This is a genomic window from Halorubrum salinum (genome assembly GCF_024494575.1).
In the GTDB taxonomy this organism is placed as follows: domain Archaea; phylum Halobacteriota; class Halobacteria; order Halobacteriales; family Haloferacaceae; genus Halorubrum; species Halorubrum salinum.
The window spans coordinates 439,239-461,938 of record NZ_JANHDO010000001.1 but is presented as its reverse complement, the minus strand read 5'-3'; the positions used below and the strand labels follow the sequence as shown (position 1 = coordinate 461,938).

General features: G+C 68.8%; 29 protein-coding genes and 1 tRNA gene. 14 read left to right on the top strand and 16 right to left on the bottom strand.

What is annotated here, in order from left to right; genetic code table 11:
• Positions 1-152 precede the first annotated feature (152 nt).
• From NO930_RS02360 to NO930_RS02350, 3 genes are all read right to left on the bottom strand, one after another.
• Positions 153-1,049, bottom strand: coding sequence for a complex I NDUFA9 subunit family protein (locus NO930_RS02360; RefSeq protein WP_137782976.1), 897 nt, complete (start codon positions 1,047-1,049; stop codon positions 153-155).
• 106 nt (positions 1,050-1,155) lie between these two features.
• Complete coding sequence (locus NO930_RS02355) at positions 1,156-2,028, bottom strand: universal stress protein (RefSeq protein ID WP_256402350.1); 873 nt, start codon at positions 2,026-2,028, stop codon at positions 1,156-1,158.
• A gap of 52 nt (positions 2,029-2,080) precedes the next feature.
• On the bottom strand, positions 2,081-3,574 hold the full coding sequence (locus tag NO930_RS02350) for a hemolysin family protein (protein ID WP_256402349.1): 1,494 nt from the start codon (positions 3,572-3,574) through the stop codon (positions 2,081-2,083).
• Between the two features lie 135 nt (positions 3,575-3,709).
• Here NO930_RS02350 and tmk point away from each other — a divergent pair, with 135 nt between their 5' ends.
• Entirely contained in the window at positions 3,710-4,306 is a 597-nt protein-coding gene (tmk, locus tag NO930_RS02345; protein WP_137782979.1) for a dTMP kinase, read from the top strand.
• Positions 4,307-4,313: 7 nt separating this feature from the next.
• Here tmk and NO930_RS02340 read toward each other — a convergent pair whose 3' ends face one another.
• Entirely contained in the window at positions 4,314-4,637 is a 324-nt protein-coding gene (locus NO930_RS02340; protein WP_137782980.1) for a DUF7991 family protein, read from the bottom strand.
• Positions 4,638-4,853: 216 nt separating this feature from the next.
• Positions 4,854-4,988 carry a hypothetical protein gene (locus NO930_RS02335; RefSeq protein WP_255511556.1) on the bottom strand — a complete coding sequence of 45 codons (135 nt, stop codon included), beginning with the start codon at positions 4,986-4,988 and terminating at the stop codon, positions 4,854-4,856.
• Between the two features lie 221 nt (positions 4,989-5,209).
• Here NO930_RS02335 and NO930_RS02330 point away from each other — a divergent pair, with 221 nt between their 5' ends.
• The 5 genes from NO930_RS02330 to NO930_RS02310 all read left to right on the top strand — a co-directional run bounded on the left by NO930_RS02330 (position 5,210) and on the right by NO930_RS02310 (position 8,725).
• A complete protein-coding gene (locus NO930_RS02330; RefSeq protein WP_137782981.1) occupies positions 5,210-5,527 on the top strand; it encodes a PadR family transcriptional regulator in 318 nt (105 codons plus the stop codon).
• Between the two features lie 25 nt (positions 5,528-5,552).
• Positions 5,553-6,014 (top strand): CopG family ribbon-helix-helix protein, encoded by a 462-nt coding sequence (locus tag NO930_RS02325; protein WP_256402348.1) that lies wholly within the window; start codon positions 5,553-5,555, stop codon positions 6,012-6,014.
• 210 nt (positions 6,015-6,224) lie between these two features.
• Entirely contained in the window at positions 6,225-6,614 is a 390-nt protein-coding gene (gene fer, locus NO930_RS02320; protein ID WP_137782983.1) for a ferredoxin Fer, read from the top strand.
• Between the two features lie 179 nt (positions 6,615-6,793).
• The gene (locus tag NO930_RS02315) at positions 6,794-7,243 is read left to right on the top strand and encodes a universal stress protein (protein ID WP_256402347.1); all 450 of its coding nucleotides are present in this window, start codon (positions 6,794-6,796) and stop codon (positions 7,241-7,243) included.
• Between the two features lie 102 nt (positions 7,244-7,345).
• On the top strand, positions 7,346-8,725 hold the full coding sequence (locus tag NO930_RS02310; protein WP_256402346.1) for a DEAD/DEAH box helicase: 1,380 nt from the start codon (positions 7,346-7,348) through the stop codon (positions 8,723-8,725).
• A gap of 81 nt (positions 8,726-8,806) precedes the next feature.
• On the opposite strand, the gene udk is transcribed toward NO930_RS02310, so the two are convergent.
• Positions 8,807-9,505 (bottom strand): uridine kinase, encoded by a 699-nt coding sequence (gene udk / locus NO930_RS02305; RefSeq protein WP_137784461.1) that lies wholly within the window; start codon positions 9,503-9,505, stop codon positions 8,807-8,809.
• Between the two features lie 126 nt (positions 9,506-9,631).
• Here udk and NO930_RS02300 point away from each other — a divergent pair, with 126 nt between their 5' ends.
• The 4 genes from NO930_RS02300 (at position 9,632) to NO930_RS02285 (ending at position 11,261) form a co-directional block, all read left to right on the top strand.
• A complete protein-coding gene (locus NO930_RS02300) occupies positions 9,632-10,267 on the top strand; it encodes a CBS domain-containing protein (RefSeq protein ID WP_256402345.1) in 636 nt (211 codons plus the stop codon).
• Between the two features lie 69 nt (positions 10,268-10,336).
• Positions 10,337-10,828 (top strand): GNAT family N-acetyltransferase, encoded by a 492-nt coding sequence (locus tag NO930_RS02295; RefSeq protein ID WP_256402344.1) that lies wholly within the window; start codon positions 10,337-10,339, stop codon positions 10,826-10,828.
• Positions 10,829-10,851: 23 nt separating this feature from the next.
• Positions 10,852-10,925 (top strand) — tRNA-Thr (locus tag NO930_RS02290).
• Positions 10,926-11,081: 156 nt separating this feature from the next.
• Positions 11,082-11,261, top strand: coding sequence for a hypothetical protein (locus NO930_RS02285; protein WP_256402343.1), 180 nt, complete (start codon positions 11,082-11,084; stop codon positions 11,259-11,261).
• A 41-nt stretch (positions 11,262-11,302) separates the two neighbouring features.
• Here the strand turns inward: NO930_RS02285 and NO930_RS02280 are convergent, their stop codons facing one another.
• The 3 genes from NO930_RS02280 to NO930_RS02270 form a co-directional block, all read right to left on the bottom strand.
• Positions 11,303-12,004: a helix-turn-helix domain-containing protein gene (locus NO930_RS02280; RefSeq protein ID WP_137784485.1), complete on the bottom strand. Its 702-nt coding sequence runs from the start codon at positions 12,002-12,004 to the stop codon at positions 11,303-11,305.
• Positions 12,005-12,138: 134 nt separating this feature from the next.
• A complete protein-coding gene (locus NO930_RS02275; protein ID WP_137783235.1) occupies positions 12,139-12,417 on the bottom strand; it encodes a DUF7521 family protein in 279 nt (92 codons plus the stop codon).
• Entirely contained in the window at positions 12,414-12,818 is a 405-nt protein-coding gene (locus NO930_RS02270; protein WP_137783234.1) for an ArsR/SmtB family transcription factor, read from the bottom strand. The genes NO930_RS02275 and NO930_RS02270 overlap by 4 nt, the downstream gene beginning before the upstream one ends.
• Positions 12,819-12,926: 108 nt before the next feature.
• Between NO930_RS02270 and NO930_RS02265 the strand changes: the two genes are divergently transcribed.
• From NO930_RS02265 to rnhB, 3 genes are all read left to right on the top strand, one after another.
• Positions 12,927-14,561 carry a potassium channel family protein gene (locus NO930_RS02265; RefSeq protein WP_137783233.1) on the top strand — a complete coding sequence of 545 codons (1,635 nt, stop codon included), beginning with the start codon at positions 12,927-12,929 and terminating at the stop codon, positions 14,559-14,561.
• 113 nt (positions 14,562-14,674) lie between these two features.
• Positions 14,675-15,046: a 30S ribosomal protein S8e gene (locus NO930_RS02260; protein ID WP_137783232.1), complete on the top strand. Its 372-nt coding sequence runs from the start codon at positions 14,675-14,677 to the stop codon at positions 15,044-15,046.
• A gap of 68 nt (positions 15,047-15,114) precedes the next feature.
• Complete coding sequence (rnhB, locus tag NO930_RS02255; protein WP_256402342.1) at positions 15,115-15,831, top strand: ribonuclease HII; 717 nt, start codon at positions 15,115-15,117, stop codon at positions 15,829-15,831.
• A 22-nt stretch (positions 15,832-15,853) separates the two neighbouring features.
• On the opposite strand, the gene NO930_RS02250 is transcribed toward rnhB, so the two are convergent.
• The 7 genes from NO930_RS02250 to NO930_RS02220 all read right to left on the bottom strand — a co-directional run bounded on the left by NO930_RS02250 (position 15,854) and on the right by NO930_RS02220 (position 21,895).
• Complete coding sequence (locus NO930_RS02250; protein WP_256402341.1) at positions 15,854-16,327, bottom strand: hypothetical protein; 474 nt, start codon at positions 16,325-16,327, stop codon at positions 15,854-15,856.
• A 126-nt stretch (positions 16,328-16,453) separates the two neighbouring features.
• Positions 16,454-17,158: a TMEM165/GDT1 family protein gene (locus NO930_RS02245; protein ID WP_256402340.1), complete on the bottom strand. Its 705-nt coding sequence runs from the start codon at positions 17,156-17,158 to the stop codon at positions 16,454-16,456.
• Positions 17,155-17,859, bottom strand: coding sequence for a metal-dependent transcriptional regulator (locus tag NO930_RS02240; RefSeq protein WP_256402339.1), 705 nt, complete (start codon positions 17,857-17,859; stop codon positions 17,155-17,157). Before NO930_RS02240 ends, NO930_RS02245 begins: the two co-directional genes overlap by 4 nt.
• A gap of 292 nt (positions 17,860-18,151) precedes the next feature.
• Positions 18,152-19,753 carry a preprotein translocase subunit SecD gene (locus tag NO930_RS02235; RefSeq protein WP_256402338.1) on the bottom strand — a complete coding sequence of 534 codons (1,602 nt, stop codon included), beginning with the start codon at positions 19,751-19,753 and terminating at the stop codon, positions 18,152-18,154.
• The gene (gene secF, locus NO930_RS02230; protein WP_137784302.1) at positions 19,754-20,635 is read right to left on the bottom strand and encodes a protein translocase subunit SecF; all 882 of its coding nucleotides are present in this window, start codon (positions 20,633-20,635) and stop codon (positions 19,754-19,756) included.
• Between the two features lie 84 nt (positions 20,636-20,719).
• Positions 20,720-21,280, bottom strand: a complete 561-nt coding sequence (locus tag NO930_RS02225) for a DUF5812 family protein (protein WP_241997087.1) — start codon at positions 21,278-21,280, stop codon at positions 20,720-20,722.
• A 60-nt stretch (positions 21,281-21,340) separates the two neighbouring features.
• Positions 21,341-21,895, bottom strand: a complete 555-nt coding sequence (locus tag NO930_RS02220; protein ID WP_137784492.1) for a DUF8056 family protein — start codon at positions 21,893-21,895, stop codon at positions 21,341-21,343.
• 164 nt (positions 21,896-22,059) lie between these two features.
• Here NO930_RS02220 and NO930_RS02215 point away from each other — a divergent pair, with 164 nt between their 5' ends.
• Positions 22,060-22,698, top strand: a complete 639-nt coding sequence (locus tag NO930_RS02215) for an undecaprenyl diphosphate synthase family protein (protein ID WP_256402337.1) — start codon at positions 22,060-22,062, stop codon at positions 22,696-22,698.
• Positions 22,699-22,700: the final 2 nt, after the last annotated feature.

Below are 22,700 nucleotides of genomic sequence, written 5' to 3'. Positions count from 1 at the left end.
GTGTGCTCTCTCGGCCTTTGGAAACAACAGACTGTAAACTCGTATTTAAGCCTTCGGTTGCCGTTACCAGCCCTGAGATCCGTATCCGCGAGCGAGGCCGACGCTCTCGGCTCGTCTCGGTCGTTCCGGCGGCGCACGGCACCCGCGTCATGTCACTCGACGCCGAGGTACTCGGCGAGCGTGGTCAGTTCGCCGGCGTCGACCCCGAACGCGCCGACGTCGTTGTCGGCGGTCGTGTTGTCGAACTGCAGCGACCGATACTGGTCGGGCCCCATCGGGAATCCCGGTACCGCGCCGAGCACCGAGAGCCCGATCTTCGCGAGCGGCATCGGCAGCGGCACGATCGTGACCCCCTTCTGTTCGGCCTCGTACACGAGGTCCGTCACCTCGCGCAGCGTCAGCCGCTCCGGGCCACCGATCTCGTAGGCCTCGCCGACGTGGTCGTCCGACTCGAGCGACGCGACGATCATGGGGACGAGATCCTCGACGTGGATCGGCTGGAACCGGGTCCTCCCGCCGCCGGGCAGGGGGTAGAGGGGGACGCCGGGCGCGAACATTCCCTTCAGCCGCTTGGTGAACGAGACGAACTCGCCGCCGTCGCCGAAGACGACGGAGGGGCGGAATATCGTGTGGTCGAGGTCGCTGTCGCGGACGATCGCCTCGGCCTCGCCCTTCGCGCGGATGTAAGCGGTCGCCCCGTCCGGGTCGGCACCGAGCGCACTCAGCTGGACGAACCGGTCGGCTCCGCCTTCCTCCGCGGCTCGTACGAGGTTCTCGGTGCCGCCACGGTGGATCCGGTCGTGCATCACGTTTCCGCCCTTCGGCTCGAAAAGCGGGGAGAGCGCGACGAGGTTCACCACGGCGTCCTGTCCGTCTACCGCGTCGACGATCGAGTCGTAGTCGGTGACGTCCCCGACGGCGGCGGCGACGTCGCCGGGCGTGTCGTCGGCCGACCGCGAGAGGGCCGTCACCTCGTGACCGCCGTCCGCGAGCGCGCGGCAGAGGTGCGATCCGATGAACCCGGTTCCGCCGGCTACCAACACTTTCATACGACTCGTGACGGGCGGAAGCCCCGTAAACCTACCGCGGAGTCGACGGGTTCGGCCGCGATCGCGTGAGCGCGGTCGGGCGTCGCTCGCGTTGCTCGGTCGGGCGTCACTCACTCGGTCGGTCGGGTCGCGGAACCGTCAACACCGGCACGGGCGCGGTCCGAACGGTCCGCTCGGCGACGCTCCCGAGGACGTACCGCTCGACGCCGGTCCGCCCGCGCGTCCCCAGCGCGACGAGGTCGACGTCGTGGTCGGCGACGTACGACCGGATGCCGCCGGCGGCCGACGCGGCGACTTCGACGGCCTCCACCGTCTCGACGCCCTCGGCCGCGGCGGCGGCCGACGCCGCCGCGACGGTCTCCTCCGCGTCGTCGATCAGCGCGTCGACCCCCGAGTACGCCTCGCTCCCGACGGCACCGACGTCGACGACCGAGAGCACGTGGACCGTCGCGTCCGTGGCGGCCGCGAGCGCCGCGGCGCGCTCGACCGCGGCGTCGGCGTGGTCGCTCCCGTCGGTCGCGACGAGGACGTTCCGATACGGGTACCGCGGCGTCGCGTCGGCGGGGCGAACGCTGAGCACCGGGACGTCCGACTGCCTGAGGACCCGCTCGGTGGTGCTCCCGAGCAGCAGGCGGTCGAGCCCCGTGCGACCCCGCGTCGACATCGCGATCAGGTCGACGTCGTGTTCTGCGGCGTACGCGACGATCGTCTCTTCGACCCCGCCCTGTGCGACGTGCGTCGTCGCCGAGACGCCGCGGTCGGCGGCGCGGTCGGCGAGGTCGTCGACGAACGACTTCCCCTCGCGTTCGAGTACGTCGACGACCTCCCCTCCGATCCGCGTGACGCTGTCGTGAGTCGTGTCGGCGACGTTGAGGAGGCGGACGGTCGCGGCGTGGTCGGCGGCGAGGTCGAGGACGTGCTCGAAGGACTCTCTCGCTCCCTCGCTCCCGTCCGTCGGAAACAGGATCTGATCGATCATGCACGCACCGTCACCGCGCGAGACTAAAATACTCCCCCGCGTTGGCGAGGTGTCACACAGTCGTGTCGGCGTCGCTGTCGTCGCCGGAGTCGGCGTCGCTGTCGTGAGTCGTGTCGGCGTCGCTGTCGTCGCCGGAGTCGGCGTCGCTGTCGTCAGTCACGCCGCTGTCGCCGGCGGTGACGCTTTCGTCAGTGCCGTCGGTCGCCTCGCCTCGGGAACTGCCGCTCCCGGCCTCCACGTCCGTCCGGGTCACGCGGACGGTCGAGATGCGGGCACCGTCGACCGCGGTCACTTCGAAGCCGTACCCGCCGACGGAGACGGCGTCGCCCGGGTCAGGCGTGCGGCCGAGACGGTCCAACACGAGCCCGCCGAGCGTCTCGTAGCCGTTCCCGTCGAAGTCGGTGCCGAGCGTCTCGTTGACGACCGACAGCGAGACGGAGCCGTCGGCCTCGTAGGTCCCCTCGGCCTCCTTCCGGATGGTGTGGTCGCCGCGGCCGGCGTCGAACTCGTCGCGGAGGTCGCCGACGAGCGCCTCGACGGCGTCCTCGACGGTGGCGATCCCCTCGAAGGCCCCCCACTCGTCGACGACGGCGGCCATCTGGCGGTGCTCGGCGCGGAACTGGACGAGGAGGTCGGAGAGCGAGGTCGTCTCCGGCACGACGATCACGTCTCGCACGAGGTCGCCCGCGGTGACCGATTCGTCGCCGGTCTCCGTGGCGCGCAGCACGTCTTTCACGTCGAGGAAGCCGACCACGCGGTCGGCGTCCTCGTCGGCCACGACCGGGTAGCGCGTGTGGCCGGCGTCGAGTGCGATCGTCCGGATCGCGTCGAGGTCGGCGTCGACCGGCACGCTCACCACGTCGGGGCGGGGAACCATCACCTCGCGGACGACGGTGTCGTCGAGCTCGAAGACCCGCTCGACCATCTCGACTTCCGCGTCGGCGACGTGACCGGCCTCGCCGGAGCGCGCCAGCACGCGCCGGAGTTCCCGTTCTTCGAGCGTCTCGTCGGTCTCGGACGCGGGCGGGACGCCGATGGCCCGCGTGAACCAGTTCGCGGCCCCGTTGAACACGACGATCCCGGGCGCGAACAGGTAGTAAGAGAGCTTCATCGGCGGGGCCAAAAGCAGCGCGACCCGCTCCGCCTGCGCGATGGCGATCGTCTTCGGCGCGAGCTCGCCGAACACGACGTGGAGGAAGGTGATGACGCTGAATCCGATCGCGAACGCGACGAGGTGGACGAGGCTCTCGGGGAGCAGCGGACCGAGCACGGGCTCGATGAGCGCGGCGACCGCGGGCTCGCCGATCCATCCGAGTCCGAGCGACGCGATCGTGATCCCGAGCTGCGTCGCCGCGAGGTAGTCGTCGAGGCTCGTCATCACGTCCTGTAGCGCGCCGGACCCGGCGCGGCCCTCCTCGGCAAGCTGTTCGACCGACGTCGAGCGGACGCGGACGAACGCGAACTCGCTCGCGACGAAGAAGCCGTTCAACACCACCAACACGAGCGCAGCGACCACGCGGGTGACTGAGACGGCGACGGCTACCATCGGTGCCTCCGTGGCGGCTGCGGCCCGGGAGAGTCGCTGACCATGCCGGCGGTTTGCCGCCGGTACACTAAAAAGGACGACGTCGTCCCTCCGAAACCCCAGTCGTTTATTCCCCGGCGCGTCCGAGCGCGACGCATGCTTATCACGCTTGAGGGGATCGACGGGAGCGGCAAGACGACCGCGTGGGAGGCGCTTCGCGACCGCTTCCCCGACGCGACGTTCACCCGCGAGCCGACCGACAGCTGGTACGGCGACGCGGTCTACCGGTCGATCGAGGCCGACGACGCGGACCCGCTCGCGGAGCTGTTCCTCTACACGGCGGACCACGCGGACCACCTCTCTCGAACGATCGAGCCCGCGCTCGCGGACGGCGACCTCGTGATCTCCGACCGCTACTCCGACTCGCGGTTCGCGTATCAGGCGGCGACGCTCGCCGCGAGCGACGTCGACATCGACCGACCGCTCGCGTACATTCGCGACGTTCACGACCCGTTCTCGCGGCCGCCGGACGCGACGATATACCTCGACCTCGACGCGCGGACCGCGGCCGAGCGCTCCGGACGGACGAACAAGTTCGAACAGGACGGCTACCTCGCCGCGGTCCGTGAGAACTACGAACGACTGATCGACGCCGAGCCGGACCGGTTCCACCGCGTCGACGCGACCGCGTCGCCGTCAGCGGTGAGCGACCGGGTCGGCGACGTCGTGGCGGAACTCGCGGGAGAGCGGTAGGCCGTCGTCACCGGGTCTCCGGGAGTTCGTACTCCTCCGGCGACGGGACGTACAGGTAGTCGATCGCCACGCCGAGCACGATCGGGAGCACGATGAGCAGCCCGAAGACGATGGTCGGGCTACCCAGATCGAGGCCGATGCCGACGTTGAGCACGCCGGTGAAAAACAGCGTGGAGACGAAGAGCAGTATCGGCGTCAAGACGATCGTGTAGACGACCGAGCCCCACGCGGTCGACAAGCGGAGACGGAAGAACCGAGTCGTCACCCCGGCGAGCAGGACGTGGAATCCGACGAGCGCGACGAGGGTGAGGAACCCGACGAGCGCGAGCATACCCCGGGTAGGAGTTCCGTACATTTCCCCCTATCGCCCGGGTGGGTGATACCGGACCGACCGGCGGACGAGCGGAGTGGGGTTGATCCGGCGTCCGTCGCGCGGTCGTCCCGCCGCGCGATCGTCGTGTTGCGCTGGTCGACGTGTCGCGCGCCGCAGCCGCACGACTCGGACGGAGGCGCGGCCGGTCCGCGACAGAGACGCGGCCGGTCTGCGTTACGAACCGGCGGTCGACCGGACCCGCTCCTTGCCGCACTTGGCACAGGATTCGACGACCTCGTCCGGATCGATGACGACCGCACGGCGCTCGTACCGGTGGCGACAGATCACCCGTTCGATCGTGGTGTGCATACGCTCCCCACGGATAGGAGACTGATGAAACTTCCGTTACTACACACTACAAGGAATATTACGATACAAATAGCTAATATATCCTCATTTAGTTAGAAATAGATGTCGTGATGGCGAATATACTGTGGTGTATGTTTGGCGGGTTAGAACTCCTCGGACAGCGGGTGGGCGCTTTGGTCGTCGACCGAAACGGTCGAGGGGACCCGCGCGAAACGCGGCCCATGACGAAGTGGCTTCACAGCGGTCGTCGCCGCGACCTGTGTGCCCTGCTGTACGACGCGGGGGAGCTGCGGGCGCAGTCGCTGAAGAGTCGGCTCGAATCGCACTACGACGAGCGGATCGATCCCGGATCCTTCTACGGGACGCTCACGTCGCTCGTCGAGGCCGGCTTCCTCGACCGCCACACCGAGGGGATCGCGGACGTGTACGCGCTCACCGACGCCGGGGAACGCGCGCTCCTCGATCACTACGCGTGGCTCACCGACCGAGTCGACGGCGGGCGAGCGACGACGACGGGCGAGTCGAACCTCAAAGGTTAATAATATCTATGCAGTCAGTTATTATATGACGGTCGTCAGCGTCTCGATGCCGGAGGAGCTACTGGAGCGGATAGACGGGTTCGCAGACGAGCACGGCTACACCGGTCGCAGCGAGGTCGTCCGCGAGGCGTCTCGGAGCCTCCTCGGCGAGTTCGAAGACGAACGGCTCGACGACCGGGAACTCATGGGCGTGGTGACCGTGCTGTTCGACTACGAGACGACGAGCGTCGAAGAGCGGATGATGCGGCTCCGACACGAGCACGAGGGGATCGTCGCCTCGAACTTCCACAGCCACGTCGGGTCGCGCTACTGCATGGAGCTTTTCGTGCTCGAAGGGAGTCTCGACGAGATATCCGCGTTCGTCGGGAAGGTCCGCGCGACGAAGGACACCCTCACCGTCGATTACAGCGTGACCCCGGTCGACGAGTTCGACCCCGAGGATGGAGAGCCGAGCGACGACCCGGCCGGGAACGACGCCGACGAGTGACTCGCCCGTCGGTCGTCGGCCCGTCCGAGCGAGACGGCCTGCGGCCGCTACGGAGGCGGCGGGCGGAATCGCGTGCGCGTACCGCTCGGGTTCGGGTCGGAGGCGGCCGAACGCGGCTGACTCGGTCTCGTCTCGCTTCGGGGCCTCGATTTTCACACAGAACACGCTGAACAGCAAAGCCTAATGAGGTGGGCACCAAACCGGCAGATGATGCCCACAGTAGAATACCTCAACTACGAAGTGCTCGACGACCACGGCTGGTCGATGGACGACGACGACCTCTTCGAGGAGGCCGCCGACGCCGACCTCGACGCCGAAGACTACGGCTCCCTCGACGTCAATCAGGGCGAGTACATTCTCGAATCGGCCGAGGCGCAGGGCTACGACTGGCCCTTCTCGTGTCGCGCCGGTGCGTGTGCGAACTGCGCGTCCATCGTCAAGGAAGGCGACATCGAGATGGACATGCAACAGATCCTCTCCGACGAGGAGGTCGAAGAGAAGAACGTCCGCCTGACCTGCATCGGTAGCCCGGCGACCGACGAGGTCAAGATCGTCTACAACGCGAAACACCTCGACTACCTGCAGAACCGCGTCATCTGAGACAGTCCGACGCGCGGCGAACGATTCGACCACCGCTCGGGCCGACCGCTCGACCACCGCTCGATCTTATTTGAACGACCGCAGACGAGCCAGCGGTGCAGATCCGGACTCGTCTCGTCCCCGTGCACGGCGTGAGAACCGCCGACCGATTTATTCTCCGGGGTGTCGAATCCTCACCCATGTACGATCGAATACTGCTCCCGACGGACGGCAGCGAGGGCGTCGACCGCGCGATCGACCACGCGATCGACGCCGCGAATCGGTACGACGCGACGCTTCACGTGCTGTACGTCGTCGACAGCGGCGTGGTCAACGCGTACTCCGGCGACGAGTTCGTCGACGGCGCGGAAGGTGCCGAGTCGACGCTCGAAGAGCGCGGCCGCACGGCGCTCGAAGCGGTGGCGGACCACGCCGGAGACGCCGGCGTCGAGGCGGTTACAGAGCTCGTGTACGGGGACCCGCACGAGGAGATCCTCCGGTACATCGACGGGAACGACATCGATCTGACGGTGATGGGCTCGAAGACGCGGTCGGGGAGCTACCGCCGGATGCTCGGGTCGGTCACGGAGCGCGTCTCGCGGCAGTCGACCGCGCCCGTGAGCATCGTGAAGACGACCATCTCCGAGTAGGAGACTGGCCGAGCCGGCGTCCGCGATCCGCGCCCGGGGCGCGACGCCGGCGGTCGGACGCCGAACGGTGCGTCTTTGTGAGTCGGACGGCAACACTCGCCGATGACCGTCCGGCTCACCTACGAGGACGGGACGATCCGGGTCGACGCCGGCGCGGACGCGACCGAGCCGCTTCCCCCGCTCCCCGGCGTCGAGGCCGATCCGCGATCGGAGACGGGCCGCGCGCCCGCGTACCGCTACGCCGCGATCCGCCGTGCGCTGGCGGTCGCGGGCGTGAGCGTCGACGACCGCGTGCTCGACGCGAGCGACCGCGCCGCCGAGGCCGACTGCCTCGGCGACGGCCTCACGACCGACTACGACCTCCGAGAGTACCAGCGCGAGGCGCTCGACGCGTGGCACGAGGCGGGCGACCGCGGCGTGCTCGAACTCCCGACCGGCGCGGGAAAGACCGTGATCGCGATCCGCGCGATGGTCGACCTCGGCGTCCCGACGCTGGTCGTGGTCCCGACCGTCGATCTCCTCGACCAGTGGCAGCGGGAGTTGGAGACGGAGTTCGACGTTCCGATCGGCCGGTTCGGGGGCGGCGAACAGCGACGGGAGGCGATCACGGTGTCGACGTACGACTCCGCGTACCTGAAAGCCGAGGACGTGGGAGACGCCTTCGAGTTCGTGGTCTTCGACGAGGTCCACCACCTCGGCGGCGAGGGGTACCGCGACGTGGCGCGGCTGCTCGCCGCGCCCGCTCGGCTCGGGCTCACGGCGACGTTCGAGCGACCGGACGGCGCTCACGAGACCGTCGCGGAGCTGCTCGGCGACCGCGTGTACGGGCTCGACGCGGACGACCTCGCCGGAGAGCACCTCGCACCCTACGACATCCGTCGGATCGAAGTCGAACTGACGCCAGAGGAACGCGAGCGCTACGACGAGAGACAGGGCACGTTCGTCGAGTACGTCCGCGACGCCGGTATCACGTTCACGAGCGGGAGCGATTATCAGGAGCTCGTCAAGCGCTCGGGCAACGACCCGGCCGCCCGCGAGGCCCTGTTAGCGAAGCAGGACGCTCGCGCGGTCATGATGAACGCGACGCGGAAGGTCGAGCGACTCGGGGAGATCCTCGATCGGCACCGCGACGACCGCGTGATCGTGTTCACCGCACACACCGACCTCGTCTATCGGCTCTCAGAGCGGTTCCTCCTCCCCGCGATCACCGCCGAGACGAGCGCGGCGGAGCGCCGAGAGACGTTAGAGCGGTTCCGAGACGGGACCTACAGCCGAGTCGTCGCGGCCAACGTGCTCGACGAGGGCGTCGACGTGCCCGACGCGAACGTCGCCGTCGTCCTCTCGGGGTCGGGCAGCGAGCGGGAGTTCACCCAGCGGCTCGGGCGCGTCCTGCGGCCGAAAGACGACGGTGGGCGGGCGACGCTTTATGAGGTCGTCAGCGCGGAGACCGCAGAAGAGCGGGTGGCGAGCCGGCGGCGGTAGGCGGCCGCGAAAGCGGGGGAGGCGAGGAGACCGAGCGGTGAGACGAAACGCGACGACGGGTCGAGCCGCGTCGACTGAGACTCACTCGTCGCCGTCGAGGTCCGAGGAGCGCTTCTCACCCAGCGCCGATTCGAGGCTCCCGCGCTCCCAGCCGCTTCCCGACTCGCCGTCGACTTCCGCGCGGAGCTTCTCTTCTAAGAGGTTCACCGCGACGCTGTTCGCGCCCTCCGGAATGATCAGGTCGGCGTGTTTCTTCGACGGTTCGATGAACTGCTCGTGCATCGGTTTCACCGTCGAGAGGTACTGCTCGATGACGCCCTCTAAGTCGCGGCCGCGGTCGATCACGTCTCGTCGGATCCGCCGGAGGATACGCACGTCGGCGTCGGTCTCGACGAACAGCCGGAGATCCATCAGCTCGTTTATGTCCTCGTCGTACAGCGCGAGGATCCCTTCGAGCACGATCACGTCGGTCGGCTCGACGGTGACGGTGTCGGCTTTCCGGTTGTGGACCTCGAAGTCGTACTGGGGCATCTCGACGGGGCGTCCGTCGAGCAGCGTTTCGAGGTGCTCGCGGAGGAGGTCCCACTCGAACGCCGAGGGGTGATCGTAGTTGACGGACTGTCGCTCCTCGAAGTCGAGGTGCGTGAGGTCTTCGTAGTAGTTGTCGAGCGGGATGCGGGTGACGTCGTCGCCGAGGTCGCGGGTGACGAGACGGGCGACCGTCGTCTTGCCCGCGCCCGTCCCCCCAGCGATCCCGATCACGAACGAGGGCACGGTCATGTTCGCGATCGGACGGGGGCGGGTTTGAAGCCTCCTTTTTCGAGGTCCCAACCCCCAGGCTACGCGGCGGGTTCGTATAATCGTACCGGGGGCAGTTTTTAGCCGATCGGGAGCGAGCCACGCAGTATGCGAACAGACACCACGGTTCGGGACGTGATGCACCGAGAGTTCCTCGGGGCGAGCGAGTCCGACTCGCTCGCGGCGGCGGCCGACCTCATGGTCTCCGAGGAGACTGACTGTCTCGTCGTGGTCCGCGGGAGCAGACCGGTCGGTCGGCTCGCGTGCCGCGAGGCGCTCGGCGTGCTGCTCGACGCGGAGTCGGCGGATGCGGACGTCGAGGCGGCCGTGGAGCGGACCGTCGGGTCCGCGATGGGACCGCCGCTGCCGACCGTCGCGCCGGACGACGCGCTCGCGGCCGTCGAGGAGCGGCTCGTCGCCGAAGGCGTCGATCGCGTCGTGGCGGTCGAGGAGGACGAGGCGGTCGGCGTCGTCACCGCCGGCGACGTGCTCGCCGCGAGGACGCCTCGGAGCGGCGACGCCGCACCGGGCGGTGCGTTCGGCGAGCAGTCGCCGGGCGAGTCGCGTCGGATGCGGACGCGGTCGCCGGACGCGGACGGCGGGACCGACCCCGCCGTGGACGCGTCGACCACGGACGCCGACGGATCGCCGACGCAGGGCGTGTGCGAGGCCTGCGGCGCGCTCGTTCCGGACCTCGTCACCGCCAACGGACAGGCGGTCTGTCCGGAGTGTCGGGAGGCGTGAGCGGTCCGGAACGAGCGCGCCGCGTCCCCCGGCGATAGGCTCAACACGCGCCGCGCCGAACCACGGATGATGCCCGACAGCGATCGGGTCCGGGTCGACCCCGCGACCACCGACGACGCCGACGCGGTGACCGACCTCTGGGTCGCGCTCGCCGCGGGACAGCGCCGCTACGGTGCGACCCTGCGGGCGGAGGCGAACCGGGGGGCGGTCCGGGAGTGGGTCGCGCGCGCCGCGGTCACCGAAGAGCTGCTCGTCGCTCGCTCCGGGGAGGAGGTCGTCGGCTTCGTCGGCTTCGAGCTCGACCGGAACGGGTACGAGCGCGACCGAACGCGGGGGACGGTGAGTAACCTGTTCGTCGTTCCCGGTCGGCGCGGCGAGGGGATCGGGACCGAACTGCTGGACGCGGCCGAGGAGGCGCTGCGCGAGGCGGGCGCGGACGCGGTCGCGCTGGAGGCGCTCGCGGACAACGACCTCGCCCGCGACTTCTACGCGGATCGGGGCTACGAGCCGCACCGCGTCGAGCTGACGAAACCGCTCGCCGAAAGCGACACGCACTCATAGGTGGACCGAGTACGCCAGCCTGCGCCAGGGGAGCATGGGTGGTTCATGCACTCGACTTGTAATCGAGACTTCCGGGGTTCAACTCCCTGCCCTGGCTTCGCCGATCCGCCGCTTTCTGACGACACGTGGCACTCGGACCGCGAGATTCTCACACCCGGTGACGCGCGGTGCGGCGCGCCGCGGCCGTCGACGACGCCCTATTCCGCCCGACAGCGGTCAGCACATTTATGAAAACAGGGTGTGGTGGCTTCGCATGGCACACAGCCCGGAGAACGTCAAGGAGTTCGTATGCGAGAGCTGTCAAGTGACCCACGCCGGGACGCCCACGCAGATCGCCCCCGGCGAACACGAGTTCGAAGCGCCGGAGGCCTGCGGGGCGTGCGGAGGGTCCGACCTCGTGCCGACCGAAGAGTGGGTCCACCACCACGAGTGACGGGGGGCGGACGCGCAGTTACCGGTCGTTCCGCGTTCGGCTCAAAGCGCCTGTAGGTCGGCAAGGCACGCGTCGAGGTCCTTCGTGGAGGTCGCGAGAGAGAACTGGTCGACCCGCGCGAGGTCGGCCGCGTGCTCCCAGAGTTCGCCGTCCTCGATGCCGTGGAGGATGACCGCGTTGGGCGTGGGGCTCACGACCCGCATGGCGACGAGCGGCGACTCGCCGCGGGTGACTCCCGTGAACACCAGCGCCCGGTTGGTGGACTGCCCGTACAGCCGGTAGAACTCCTCGCTCGACAGCCGCGTTATCGCCTCGATCGAGTTGATGACGGTGTGGCCGTTCACGTGGTCTTGGTCGCCGCGCGCGATCTCCGTGGCCCCCATCGCGTCGTAGAACGCCTCGAGCGACACGGCCGTCGAATACTCGCGGAGGTCGTGGACGATGTCGCTTTCGAAGCCCGCCGAGAGCACCCGGGCGTACTGGCGGAGCCGCCCGCCGCCGCGCTGTTCGTCGATGTCGAGGAGGCCGTCGACGGTGCGCCGCACGACGCCGATGCCGGGGCTCTCGCGGCGGCCGCTCTCGTAGTCGGAGATCACGGAAGATGAGACGTCGAGCTGGTCTGCGAGTTCGGTCTGTGAGACGTCGAAGTCGGTCCGCCACTTCCGGAGCGTCGCCCCGGGGTCGTCGCTGAGCGTTATTTCGCCGGCGATCCGACGGGAGAGCTCTTCGCGTGCGTCGCTCATTGGTCCGTCTGACGGTCGAACGGCGCAAAAGGCTACCGAAACGGGGGGTTCAGTGGCCGTCTCGTCCGACGCGGAGACTGCGAGCCGGCGACACGAACGTTAGACGACACGCCACACCGAGGGGACCGCCGATCTCACTCCACGTACAGCGAGTAGACGATGACCCCGAACCCGACCGCCGTCAGCAGGCTGTTGACCGCGATGCCGACGGCGAGGTCGGCGCCGATTATCTGGTGAGACACCCCGCCGACGAGCGCCCCGACGGTGACGATCCCGAACCCGATACCGAGCGCGCGAAGCGACCGGTCGCCGGTCCGGCCGTACGCGCGGAGCGCGTAGTAGGTGATACTGCCACCGAGCACGAGGATGGCGGTCTTTGCGACGATGATGAGCAGGTCGATGTGCGTAGTCATGTTTCCTCGCGTAGCTCCGACCACAGGTCGGCTAGGCGTTCGTCCCGGGTTCGCTCCGGGCGCGTGAACGACACGTCGAACTCGCGGCGCTCCGAGTCGTCACCGTCGTCGCCGTCGTCCGAGATGGCGACCGTCACGGACTCGAAGGCCACCGAGTACCGCGTCGTGTGCTGTCCGTCGCGGCGGATGTCCGTCGACTCTTCGAGGAGTGAGGCCTCCGTGAGCTGTTCGAGCTTGCGGTACGTCGTCGACAGCGGGATGTCACACTCCTCGGAGAGTTCGCTCGCGGTCTTCGGCTCGGAAAGCGCCGTGACGATCCGCCGCGCGGCGTCGTCGGCCAGCGCGTCGAGCACCTCGTCGACCGACGGAGGGGCCCGCTCGCGCGGCGGGTTCCGCACCATGTGCCCCAATCGACGCCCGCGAATCTTAAACCCTCGACGTTCGGTCGCGGAAGCGGGGCGGGAGCGCACACGTCCCGTTTTAGTGGGTGGGTTCCGTACGGCGATTCGATGGACTCGTGGAAGCGTCGCGTCGTCGGGTACTCCGCGTTCGTCGTCGCCGTTTTGATCGCCACCGCCCTCGCCTATCGGTGGGGGATGGAGGTGTACGAGAACGACCCACGCACGCTCGTCGAGTCGCTTCGGTTCTCGGTCGAGATGTTCACCACGACCGGCTTCGGCGGCGACGCCCCGTGGAAGAGCCAACAGATGAACGCGTTCATCGCCGTGATGGACCTGGTCGGGATGGTGCTCCTCATCGGCGCGTTGCCCGTCGTCGTGACCCCGCTCCTCCAAGAGGCGTTCTCGACGACGGTCCCCCGCGCGGTCGACGACGGCCTCACGGACCACGTGGTGGTCTGTGCGGACACCTCCCGCTCCGACGCGCTGCTCGACGAGTTCGGCTCGGAGTCGATCCCGTACGTCGTCGTCGAGCCCGACTCCGACCGCGCGGTGGCGCTGTACGAAGACGATCACGACGTGATCCGCGCCGACCCCGAATCAACCGACGGGCTGCAGCGCGCGAATCTGACGAGCGCCCGGGCGCTCGTCACCGACGTGTCAGACCAGGTCGACGCGAGCGTCGTCCTCGCCGCCAAGGAGATCTCGCCCGACGTTCGCGTCATCAGCGTCGTCGAGAACCCCGACCGCGAGCGGTACCACCGACTCGCCGGCGCGGACGAGGTGCTCTCCCCGCGGTCGCTGCTCGGTGAGAGCCTCGCCGCGAAAGTTACCACGGCGGTGCAGACCGACCTGGACGAGGCGGTCCCGATCGGCGATTCGCTTCGGATCGCGGAGGTGTCGATCCACCACGGGAGCGGGCTCGCCGGGACGACGCTCGCCAACAGCGGCATCGGCGCGCGAACCGGCGTCAACGTGATCGGGGCGTGGTTCAACGGGGAGTTCGAGGCCGCGCCGCCGCCGGACGCGACGCTGTCGGCGGGGACCGTGCTCTTGGTCTCCGGACGCGAAGACCAGCTCGAACGGCTCGTCGACATGAGCAACTCCTCGACCCGTCGGTTCGGTGCCGGCGAGACGGTCGTCGTCGGCTACGGACAGGTGGGGCGCGCAGTCACGTCAGTCCTGACCGACGCCGGCATTCCGGTGACGGTCGTCGACGAGACGGACGCCGACGACGTCGACGTGGTCGGTGACGCGACCGATCCGGAGACGCTCTCCGCCGCCGGTATCGAGGACGCGCAGACGGCCGTGCTCGCGCTCCCCGACGACACGGTGGCGGAGTTCACGACGCTCGTGGCCCGCGATCTGGCACCGAACGTCGAGATCCTCGCGCGGGTCGAAGAGAGCGAGAGCGTCCCGAAGATGCACCGGGCGGGTGCCGACTACGTGCTCGCGCTCGCGACGGTGACCGGACGGCTGTGTGCGTCACGCGTCCTCGACGACCGTGACGTGCTCTCGCTCGACACCCACGTCGAGGTGATCCAGACCGCGGCACCGCAGCTGACCGGGCAGACCGTCGCTCGGGCGAACGTCCGCGAGACGACCGGCTGCAGCGTCATCGCGATCGAGCGGAACGACGAGACGATCACCGACATCGGACCCGACACGCGCTTCGTCGCCGGCGACGAGGTCGTCGTGGTCGGCACCGACGACGGGATCCGCGCGTTCGAGCGGCAGTTCACGTGACGGCTCCCCGGTTCGCGTGACGACAACGGTTCGTGCCGTGTCGGCGGCGAGACAGGCCGTGTAGCCCGGTGCGAGTCGAACGCTTCAAGTATTCGCTGGCTGTTCGTCTCTGTATGAAAGACCAAGGACGCTCCACACGCAAGCGCACGGGCGGACGACTCAAGCACGCCGCGAACAAGAAGCGCCACCAGCTCGGCCGCGAGCCCGCCGAGACGACCGTCGGCGAAACGCGGGTCCAGTACATCGACTCCCGCGGCACGGAGACGAAGGTCCGCGCGCTCTCGACGAACGTCGCACAGGTCGCAGACGACGGTGTCGTCAGCGAGGCCACGATCGAGAACGTCGTCGAGAACCCCTCGAACGTCAACTACGCCCGCCGGAACATCGTCACGAAGGGCGCTATCATCGAGACGTCCGCCGGCCGCGCCCGCGTCACCTCCCGTCCCGGCCAGACCGGACAGGTCAACGCCGTCCTCGTCGAGTAGCTGACCGCCGTCGGACGCACTCGACCGCTTTCTGAACGTATTTATCCTTCAGCGACGACCACCGGTACGTGTATCTCGGCGTCGACGAGGCCGGCAAGGGGCCCGTGCTCGGACCGATGGTGGCCGCGGCGGTGCTCGCGGACCCGGCGCACCTGCCGGCGGACGTGGACGACTCGAAGCGTCTCTCACCCGATCGGCGCGAGGCGATAGACGCGGAGATCGCGGCGCTCGATACGGTCGCGATCGGCGTCGCGTTCGTCGAGCCGGGCGAGATCGACCGCCCCGACACCGACATGAACACGCTCACGGTGCGCGCCCAAGCGCGAGCGGCACGGACCGCGCTCTCGGGGGACGTCGCGGCCGGTCTCGGCGAGCCGGTTCGCGTCGTCGCCGATGCGGGCGACACGGACGAGGAGCGGTTCGGTCGGCGGCTCGGGGAGTTCGTTCGCCGAGAACGCGACGGGAACGAGCGGATCGACGACCGCGGGACGGTCCCGTCGATCGACGTCACCGCCGCGCACGGGGCCGACGCGGACGACCCCGTCGTCGCGGCTGCGAGCGTCGTCGCGAAGGTGTCCCGCGACGAACGAATGGCCGCGATCGACGCCGAGTACGACGACTACGCCGCCCTCGGTAGCGGCTACCCGAGCGACCCGAAGACTCGGTCGTTTCTCCGCGAGTACGTGGCCGATACCGGCGACGTCCCCGACTGCGCCCGCCGGTCGTGGGCGACCTGCGACGACCTGCTCGCCGCCGCCGAGCAGTCGGCGTTAGACGAGTTCTGACAGCGACGTGAATCGCCGCGCGCTACAGGAAGAATCCCTTGAACGCGTTGATCACCGCCCACTTTATCCGCTCGACGGTCTGGCCGTCCTCCCCGGTGATGACGATGTCGTCGTTGGCGACCGCGTCGCGGAACGCGCGAGCCGGGTTGTCGGCGGCAGTGAGACGCTCTATCGTCTCGCGGTCGGTGGTTATCTTTCGGACCGCGTCGTCGTCCGGGCTCTCGGACAGGTCCGTGATGCGGTTCCGGTCGTCTATCGTCATCGAGTACGTGACGACGGAGTCCCCGTCCTCGATGTAGATATTGCTCGTCCCGGCGATGCTGACCGGGCCGAGATTAACGCTGTCGGCGTTTTCGTTGTACGCCGGGACCATCTCCTCCAGCGACTCGTACAGGTCCGCGTCGTCACCGGAAGACTGTGCGACCGCGCCGCCGGTGACGGCACCGATGGCAACCGCCGCAACGGCGAGAACGACTAGAATGCGTGTGTGTCCCATTCCCGTAGGGAGGCGACGCAGGTATATAACATGCTGCGCCGGGCGGGCGGACCGCAACGGCCGTCGAGCGGGCGAAACCGCGACGCCTACCGGACGCCTACGACCGCCTACCAAACGCCTACCGACTCAGAACAGCCCGGACGCGAGCCCGCCGACCGCGCCGACGAACGCCTCCCAGACGGAGAATCCGGTGGCCATCGAGAGCACGGTGTCGGCACCGAAGAAGGCGAAGAGCAGCGCGGAGCCGAAGTGCGCGAGCCGCATGTCGAACCGGCCGGCGAAGGTCGAAAACAGGTACGCGTTCGCGAGGCTCACCGGGATGATGGCGAGCATCTCGCCGAACCAGATCGCCGAGGTCGCGCCGTACTGTACCGCGAGCCCGATCGTGACCAGCTGCGTCTTGTCGCCGAACTCGCCGGTCGCGGTGAGGAGGAAGATGGGGAAAAAGCCGCCGAACGACTCCGAGTAGCGGTCGAGGCTACCCGGTAGCGAGAGGTCGTCGAACGCGGCGAGTCCGCCGTCGGTCCGCTCTGCGTCTCCGAAGCCGGAGTTGCGGGCGGGCGCGGACCGATACAAGAGGACCGCGAAGGCGAAGAACAGCACCGCGGTCACCGCGTCGAGCGCGAGCGGCGGCAGCGCGGCCTGAAGCGCCCGGCCGAACGCGATCTCGACGGCGGTCCAGCCCGCGAACGCCGACCCCGCGGCCGCGACGACGACCTTCGGGTCGTAGCGCGTCGCGAGCCCGGCGATCATCAACTGGACCTTCTCGCCCGGAAGCACCGCGAGCTGTGCGGCGAAGGCGATCACGACGATCTCCGCGTACCCCGTCATGCGCCTCCCGCCTCCACGCCGTCGTCGACTCCGGCGGCCTCGGGCGACCGCGCGACGTGAACGCGCTCGGCGACCGCCTCCGGCAGGTCGTGTTCGGCCTCGTCTTCGGTCCTGACCGTCATCATCCCGAACGACGTGACGTCGACGACTTCGACGGTCGTCTCCGGTGTGATGCCCGCGTCGAAGAGGAACTCCAGAACGTCTCGGTCGCGGTCGCTCACCCGGGCGACCGTCGCCAGCGATCCCGGTTCGAGCGAGGCGAGCACCGCGGTCCCGGACGTCTCGGGCGTAGACAGGTCTGCGGGCGGGATCGGATCGCCGTGGGGGTCGGCGGTCGGGTAATCGAGCGTGCGCTCCACCCGACGGGTGAACTCCTCGCTGACGTGGTGTTCGAGCGCGTCGGCCTCGTCGTGGACCTCGCTCGGCTCGTATCCCAGCTGTTCGGAGAGGAACGCCTCGATGAGCCGGTGGCGGCGGACGACTTCGAGCGCGGCGACCTCGCCTGCCGGCGTGAGTTCCGCGCCCGCGTACTTCTCGCGGGTGAGGAGACCGCGGTCCGAGAGCGTTTCGAGCATGCTCGTGACGGTCGCCGGGGCCTTCCCGAGCGCCTCCGCGATCGCCGAGGTGGAGACGGGCGGTCCCGTCCGCGACTCGATCCGGTGGATCGCCTTGAGATAGTCTTCGACGGTGTCGGTCGGCATACTCGGTTTAGATTGGTCTAAACTAATAGTTTGTCGGTTGGCCACTCAGAATCGTGGGTGATCGATGCTCGTCGGGGACACTCCGGCGATCGGACACGGCACGGCGGAGTCTCCGACGGCGCAGTGACCTCAGGGGAGCAGGGAGAGCCGGCCGCGAACGGCGCGACAGCGAGGGTCGACCACGGACGGCGAAGGGGAGGACGTGAAACAGCGAAGCCGACAAAAAGCGGTCAGCGGTCGATCCGGACCGACGGGAGCGGGTGTGCGGTGCGGGCGCGTCCCGAACGGGACCTCACCGGATCGTGAGCAGCCGGCGGAGGATGTCGCCGTAGGCGGGGCGGGTGATCAACACGCCGATCAGCACGCCGAGGATGGTGAAGATCGCGAACCCGGAGAGGTCGCCGAGCGAGAGCACCATGAGCGGCGACATCGCGACGATGGTCGTCGCGGCGGCCGCTCCGATGACCCAGAACGCGCGGCGGAACCGGGAGTCGAACACCGTCCGAGAGTTCACCTCGCCCTCGCTCATCACCTCGTCGGCGATGATCACGAGGTCGTCGACGCCGGTCCCGACCACGGCGATGAACCCGGCTATCACCGCGAGTTCGAGCGGGTAGCTCAGAAGCGCCGCGAACCCGAGGAGCGCGTACACCTCGGCGAGCGCGGTCACGATCATCGGCAGCGCCACGGCCGGCTCGCGGTAGCGGAGGAACACCATGCCCGCGACCGCGAACACCGCGAGGATCCCCGTCACCAGCGAGTAGGTCTTGTAGCTCTCACCCTGTGCGGCCGAGATGGTGCTCGATGTCCCCTGTCCGCTGATGTCCAGTTCGGCGGGGAGAGCACCGGCGCGCAGGTTGACGGAGATGGTCTCCGCGGTCGCGAAGTCGCCGGTCGTCAGCTGGAAGCTCCCGGTCTCGGCCCACTCGCCGCTCGCCATGCTGGCGGCGAGGTCCGGGTCCATCCCGAACGAGTTGACGACCTCACCGTCGACCGTGAGGAGGAGACACGGGTTGTCGTTCCCGATCTCGCCCGTCTCGGTGTTGTACTCGCACCGGTCGGTCTCCGTCTGATACGCCGACTGGAACCCGCGGTCGGCGACCGCCTGCTGGAAGCCCGCCGCCGGCGACTGCTCGCCGCCGGCCGCGGTGTTCCGGACCGTGACCGGGACGTACGACTGCGTCGTCCCCTCGCGCTGCGTTGCCGTGCCGATGTTCTCGAAGTCGTCCTGGATCAACACCGCCTCTTCGACCGCGGTGCCGTTGTCGGTCGGATACGCGATGTCGATCTGGACAGTCCCGCGTTCTTCGAGAAGCGAGACGACGTCCTCTCGGCCCTCACCGGGCACCTCGACGAGCATGAAGTACCGTCCGGTGATCGACTGGACCTGCTGGACGCTGCCGCCCGAGAGACCCGCTTCGTTGATCTTGCCCTGGATTATCTCTTGGGCGAGATCACGCGTTTCCGGGGTGACTCCCGGCCGCACGTCCTCGTACGCGTACCCGGCCGCCTCCATCGCGGCGCGGAACTGGTCTTCGCTCACCGAGGCGTCGGTGACCTCGACCTGTCGAGCGTCGTCTTCGACGTACGTGCCGACGTTGCGAGCGCCGGTATCGTCGAGCTCCGCGGCGACCGCTTCCTCGACCTCCACCGGCGTGTCGCCGCCGAAGTCGACGCCGGTCGCGGTGTAACCGAGAAGCGGAGCGCGGACGCGCGTCCCGCCGGCGAGATCGAGCCCGTACTGGAGGTTCGTGACACCCTGTTGGGCCTCGGTCGCGTTCTCGCCCGGCGCGGTCTGTGGGCCGAACTGCGGCGCGAAAAGCGCCACGGTCGCGCCGACCACGACGACGACCAAGAGCAGGATGCGCCAGTTCTTCTTGACCGGTTCGAGCATTTAGCGGCTCACCCCCTCGAACTTGTACCAACGGAGCAGCGAGACGTTGAGGAGGTACGTGTTCATGAGGTCGGCACAGAGCCCGACCGCGAGGATGATCCCGATGTTCCGGAGGAGGTCGACGCCGAAGACGGCCGCGACGACCGCCATGACGATCATCGCCGCCATCGACGTGAGCGTCATCGTCACGCCGGTCCGCATCGCGCGGCTCACGGACTCGTAGAAGTCGCCGGTCCGACGCAACACGGAGTTGTTCAACAGGATGTCCGAGTCGACGCTGTATCCGATGATCATGAGAAGCGCCGCGATCGTGCCGAGCGTCATCTGGATCCCGAGCAGGTTCATCACCGCGACGGGGATCACGAGGTCGGAGAACGCGGAGGCGACGACCGCGATGGAGGGGACGAACGTCCGGAACAGCGCGAACACGAGCACGCTCATCCCGAGGAACGCGAGCCCGACCCCGAAGACGGCGGTGCGTGCGGTGTCGCTGGCGAAGCTCGGCGAGACCTGGTCGACCGCCTCGGTCGAGAGCCCGGCCTCGTCGGCCTGCGTCGAGAGGTCGTTCGCGAGCCCCTCGGGGTCGTCGTCGGCCGCGCGGAAGGTGACGACGTACACGTCGTCGGCGGGAATCGACCGGACCGAGTCCGGCTGTCGCTCGAATGCGGTTTCGATCTGCTGTTCCACGTCGCCGCCGTCGTCGGCTATCCGGAGCTCCACGCCGCCCGTGAACTCCAACCCGAGGTCCGCCGGCGCGCCGGTGGCGAGATACCACCCGCCGATGATCGCGAGCGCGAGAACGAGGACCGCGAGCGGGACCGCCACGAGCTGCCGGTTAGAGTACTCGGTGTAGTTTATCTCCGGTACCTCGATCGCTACCATAATCACCGATTCCCGGGCGGGCTCGAATAAGCCTTCTCACTCGGGCGCGCGCGAGCGCCGCCGCCCGACGCGTCGCACGTACGCTCACGGCAGGTATCGCACGCTCACGACGCCGGGTTCCGACCGTATCTCGACGCGGTTCACGCCGAGCCGAGCCGCGCGAGCGAGGGTCCCCTCGCGGTCCGCGAGCACGTCCGCGACCGCGTCACGCGTGTCCCCCTCGGGCGGCGTCAGCACGTGGACTTCGCCGACACCGGCGCGGGGCTCGCGAGCCAGTTCGCCGGTCGGCGTCTCCGCCGCGAGGTCGCGCTCGTGGACCGTCGGCGGCTCCTCGCTCTCCGCCATCGAGAGGCTCCGTCGCTCGCTCACCTCGATCACCCGATAGGTCACCTCCATCGGCGGGTCCGGCGCGACGGTCGCCTCGACCGCGTCGTCCTCGGCGAGCCCGGGGTTCGAACTCAGCGTGTGGACCTGCCCGTCGTGGACGTCCTTCAGCACCGCCGAGTCGGCCTCGACGTGAGTGACGAGGAACGTGCTCTCTTTGCCGGCGGCCGCGTCGGGGTCGCCGTCGCTATCCCGCCCGCCGTCGCGGTCCGACTCGTCTGCGGGGGCCGTCTCGTCGCCGCGGTCCGCTTCGTCGGTCATTGCACAGGCGTACGCCGCCGAGCCCCTTCGGGGTTTCGAGCCGCGGACGGACCTCGTCCGCTACTCCGAGGCGGCGTCGGTCTCGGGGGCGTCGTCGGCCGCCGGGTCCCCGCCGACGCGGAGCCGGAAGTGGAGCGCGAACACGAGGACGGCGGCCGCGACCGGCGGGACGACCGCCGCCGGCCGCGGCAGCGCGTAGAGCGCGCCCAACGCGACCGACTCCGTCGGCTCGCGCAGGTCGGCCGGCGTGGAGATTATCATTCCGACGTACAGCGAGGCCAGAAAGCAGAACCCGCCGTACGCTAGCTTCCGGTCGTAGCCGTCGCTGACCGGATCGTCCCGTCGGTGTCGGCGCGCGACGAAAAGCAGCGGGGCGAGGAGCGGCGCGACCGCGGCGAAGCCGGCGACCACGAAAAGCGATCGCGTGAACAGGAACGTCCCGCTCTCGACGCCGACGGTCTCGCCCATCCACACGACGAGTCCGAGCGTGACGACGAGCGCGATGAACCCGGCCGACAGCGCGCCGACGACGCCGTACAGCCGCATGGTCCACGACTCGGTGTGTCGGATCGCGTAGGGGATCGCGCCGAACACGCCGCGATAGCTGTCTGCCATCGCGCACGCTACGAGCGACGGCGAATTAAACCCCTCGTCGTCCGCGCGGCACGCCCGCTCCGTGCGATCGCCGCGCCGTCGTGCCCGCGTCGCCGCGCCGCCGAGCGTCCGCGTCGCCGCCCCGACGCCGACGATTTATACCCGACCGACGGGATCAGTTCGACGTGGGACTGTACGACAGCTACCTCGCGCTCCGTCACCGCCTCCACGACGGCGAGCCGCCGTCGCACGTCGCGATCGTCATCACCGAGCGCGATCTCCTCGCCGACGGCGCGTTCGACACCCTCGCCGACGCGCTCCGGTGGGCGTTCGAGTACGGCGCGGCGCGCGTCACCGTCTCGGTGTCCGTCCTCGACGAGTCCGTCGTGCCCGCGCTCACGCGCGAACTACGGCGGCTCGACGCCCCGAGGCCGCTCGTCGTCAGAGGGCCGGCGGACGCCGACCGCGACGACCCGGACTCGTCACCCCCGAACGCCGAAGACGCCCCGATCCGGGTGACGGTGGGGCTCGGCGGAAAAGCCGAGTTCGCCGGCGCGGTCAGGGAGCTCGCACGGGACGTCGCCGACGGCACCGTCGATCCGGACGAGATCGACGCCGCCGACGTCTCGGACCGGCTCGTGTTCCCCGAAGAGCCCGATCTCGTCATCAAAACCGGTGCGGAGCGGCTCTCCGACTTCGCCATCTGGCAGTCGGTGTACGCGGAGCTGTACTTCACCGACGTGAACTGGCGCGATTTCAGGCGGCGCGACTATCTCCGTGCGGTCCTCGATTACCAGAATCGACAGCGGCGGTTCGGTCGGTAGAT

What these genes read in the sequence shown, in the direction of transcription:
- NO930_RS02360 (WP_137782976.1), bottom strand. Translation starts at nt 1,049, where the DNA reads ATGAAAGTGTTGGTAGCCGGCGGAACCGGGTTCATCGGATCGCACCTC.
- NO930_RS02355 (WP_256402350.1), bottom strand. Translation starts at nt 2,028, where the DNA reads ATGATCGATCAGATCCTGTTTCCGACGGACGGGAGCGAGGGAGCGAGA.
- NO930_RS02350 (WP_256402349.1), bottom strand. Translation starts at nt 3,574, where the DNA reads ATGGTAGCCGTCGCCGTCTCAGTCACCCGCGTGGTCGCTGCGCTCGTG.
- tmk (WP_137782979.1), top strand. Translation starts at nt 3,710, where the DNA reads ATGCTTATCACGCTTGAGGGGATCGACGGGAGCGGCAAGACGACCGCG.
- NO930_RS02340 (WP_137782980.1), bottom strand. Translation starts at nt 4,637, where the DNA reads ATGCTCGCGCTCGTCGGGTTCCTCACCCTCGTCGCGCTCGTCGGATTC.
- NO930_RS02335 (WP_255511556.1), bottom strand. Translation starts at nt 4,988, where the DNA reads ATGCACACCACGATCGAACGGGTGATCTGTCGCCACCGGTACGAGCGC.
- NO930_RS02330 (WP_137782981.1), top strand. Translation starts at nt 5,210, where the DNA reads ATGACGAAGTGGCTTCACAGCGGTCGTCGCCGCGACCTGTGTGCCCTG.
- NO930_RS02325 (WP_256402348.1), top strand. Translation starts at nt 5,553, where the DNA reads ATGACGGTCGTCAGCGTCTCGATGCCGGAGGAGCTACTGGAGCGGATA.
- fer (WP_137782983.1), top strand. Translation starts at nt 6,225, where the DNA reads ATGCCCACAGTAGAATACCTCAACTACGAAGTGCTCGACGACCACGGC.
- NO930_RS02315 (WP_256402347.1), top strand. Translation starts at nt 6,794, where the DNA reads ATGTACGATCGAATACTGCTCCCGACGGACGGCAGCGAGGGCGTCGAC.
- NO930_RS02310 (WP_256402346.1), top strand. Translation starts at nt 7,346, where the DNA reads ATGACCGTCCGGCTCACCTACGAGGACGGGACGATCCGGGTCGACGCC.
- udk (WP_137784461.1), bottom strand. Translation starts at nt 9,505, where the DNA reads ATGACCGTGCCCTCGTTCGTGATCGGGATCGCTGGGGGGACGGGCGCG.
- NO930_RS02300 (WP_256402345.1), top strand. Translation starts at nt 9,632, where the DNA reads ATGCGAACAGACACCACGGTTCGGGACGTGATGCACCGAGAGTTCCTC.
- NO930_RS02295 (WP_256402344.1), top strand. Translation starts at nt 10,337, where the DNA reads ATGCCCGACAGCGATCGGGTCCGGGTCGACCCCGCGACCACCGACGAC.
- NO930_RS02285 (WP_256402343.1), top strand. Translation starts at nt 11,082, where the DNA reads ATGGCACACAGCCCGGAGAACGTCAAGGAGTTCGTATGCGAGAGCTGT.
- NO930_RS02280 (WP_137784485.1), bottom strand. Translation starts at nt 12,004, where the DNA reads ATGAGCGACGCACGCGAAGAGCTCTCCCGTCGGATCGCCGGCGAAATA.
- NO930_RS02275 (WP_137783235.1), bottom strand. Translation starts at nt 12,417, where the DNA reads ATGACTACGCACATCGACCTGCTCATCATCGTCGCAAAGACCGCCATC.
- NO930_RS02270 (WP_137783234.1), bottom strand. Translation starts at nt 12,818, where the DNA reads ATGGTGCGGAACCCGCCGCGCGAGCGGGCCCCTCCGTCGGTCGACGAG.
- NO930_RS02265 (WP_137783233.1), top strand. Translation starts at nt 12,927, where the DNA reads ATGGACTCGTGGAAGCGTCGCGTCGTCGGGTACTCCGCGTTCGTCGTC.
- NO930_RS02260 (WP_137783232.1), top strand. Translation starts at nt 14,675, where the DNA reads ATGAAAGACCAAGGACGCTCCACACGCAAGCGCACGGGCGGACGACTC.
- NO930_RS02250 (WP_256402341.1), bottom strand. Translation starts at nt 16,327, where the DNA reads ATGGGACACACACGCATTCTAGTCGTTCTCGCCGTTGCGGCGGTTGCC.
- NO930_RS02245 (WP_256402340.1), bottom strand. Translation starts at nt 17,158, where the DNA reads ATGACGGGGTACGCGGAGATCGTCGTGATCGCCTTCGCCGCACAGCTC.
- NO930_RS02240 (WP_256402339.1), bottom strand. Translation starts at nt 17,859, where the DNA reads ATGCCGACCGACACCGTCGAAGACTATCTCAAGGCGATCCACCGGATC.
- NO930_RS02235 (WP_256402338.1), bottom strand. Translation starts at nt 19,753, where the DNA reads ATGCTCGAACCGGTCAAGAAGAACTGGCGCATCCTGCTCTTGGTCGTC.
- secF (WP_137784302.1), bottom strand. Translation starts at nt 20,635, where the DNA reads ATGGTAGCGATCGAGGTACCGGAGATAAACTACACCGAGTACTCTAAC.
- NO930_RS02225 (WP_241997087.1), bottom strand. Translation starts at nt 21,280, where the DNA reads ATGACCGACGAAGCGGACCGCGGCGACGAGACGGCCCCCGCAGACGAG.
- NO930_RS02220 (WP_137784492.1), bottom strand. Translation starts at nt 21,895, where the DNA reads ATGGCAGACAGCTATCGCGGCGTGTTCGGCGCGATCCCCTACGCGATC.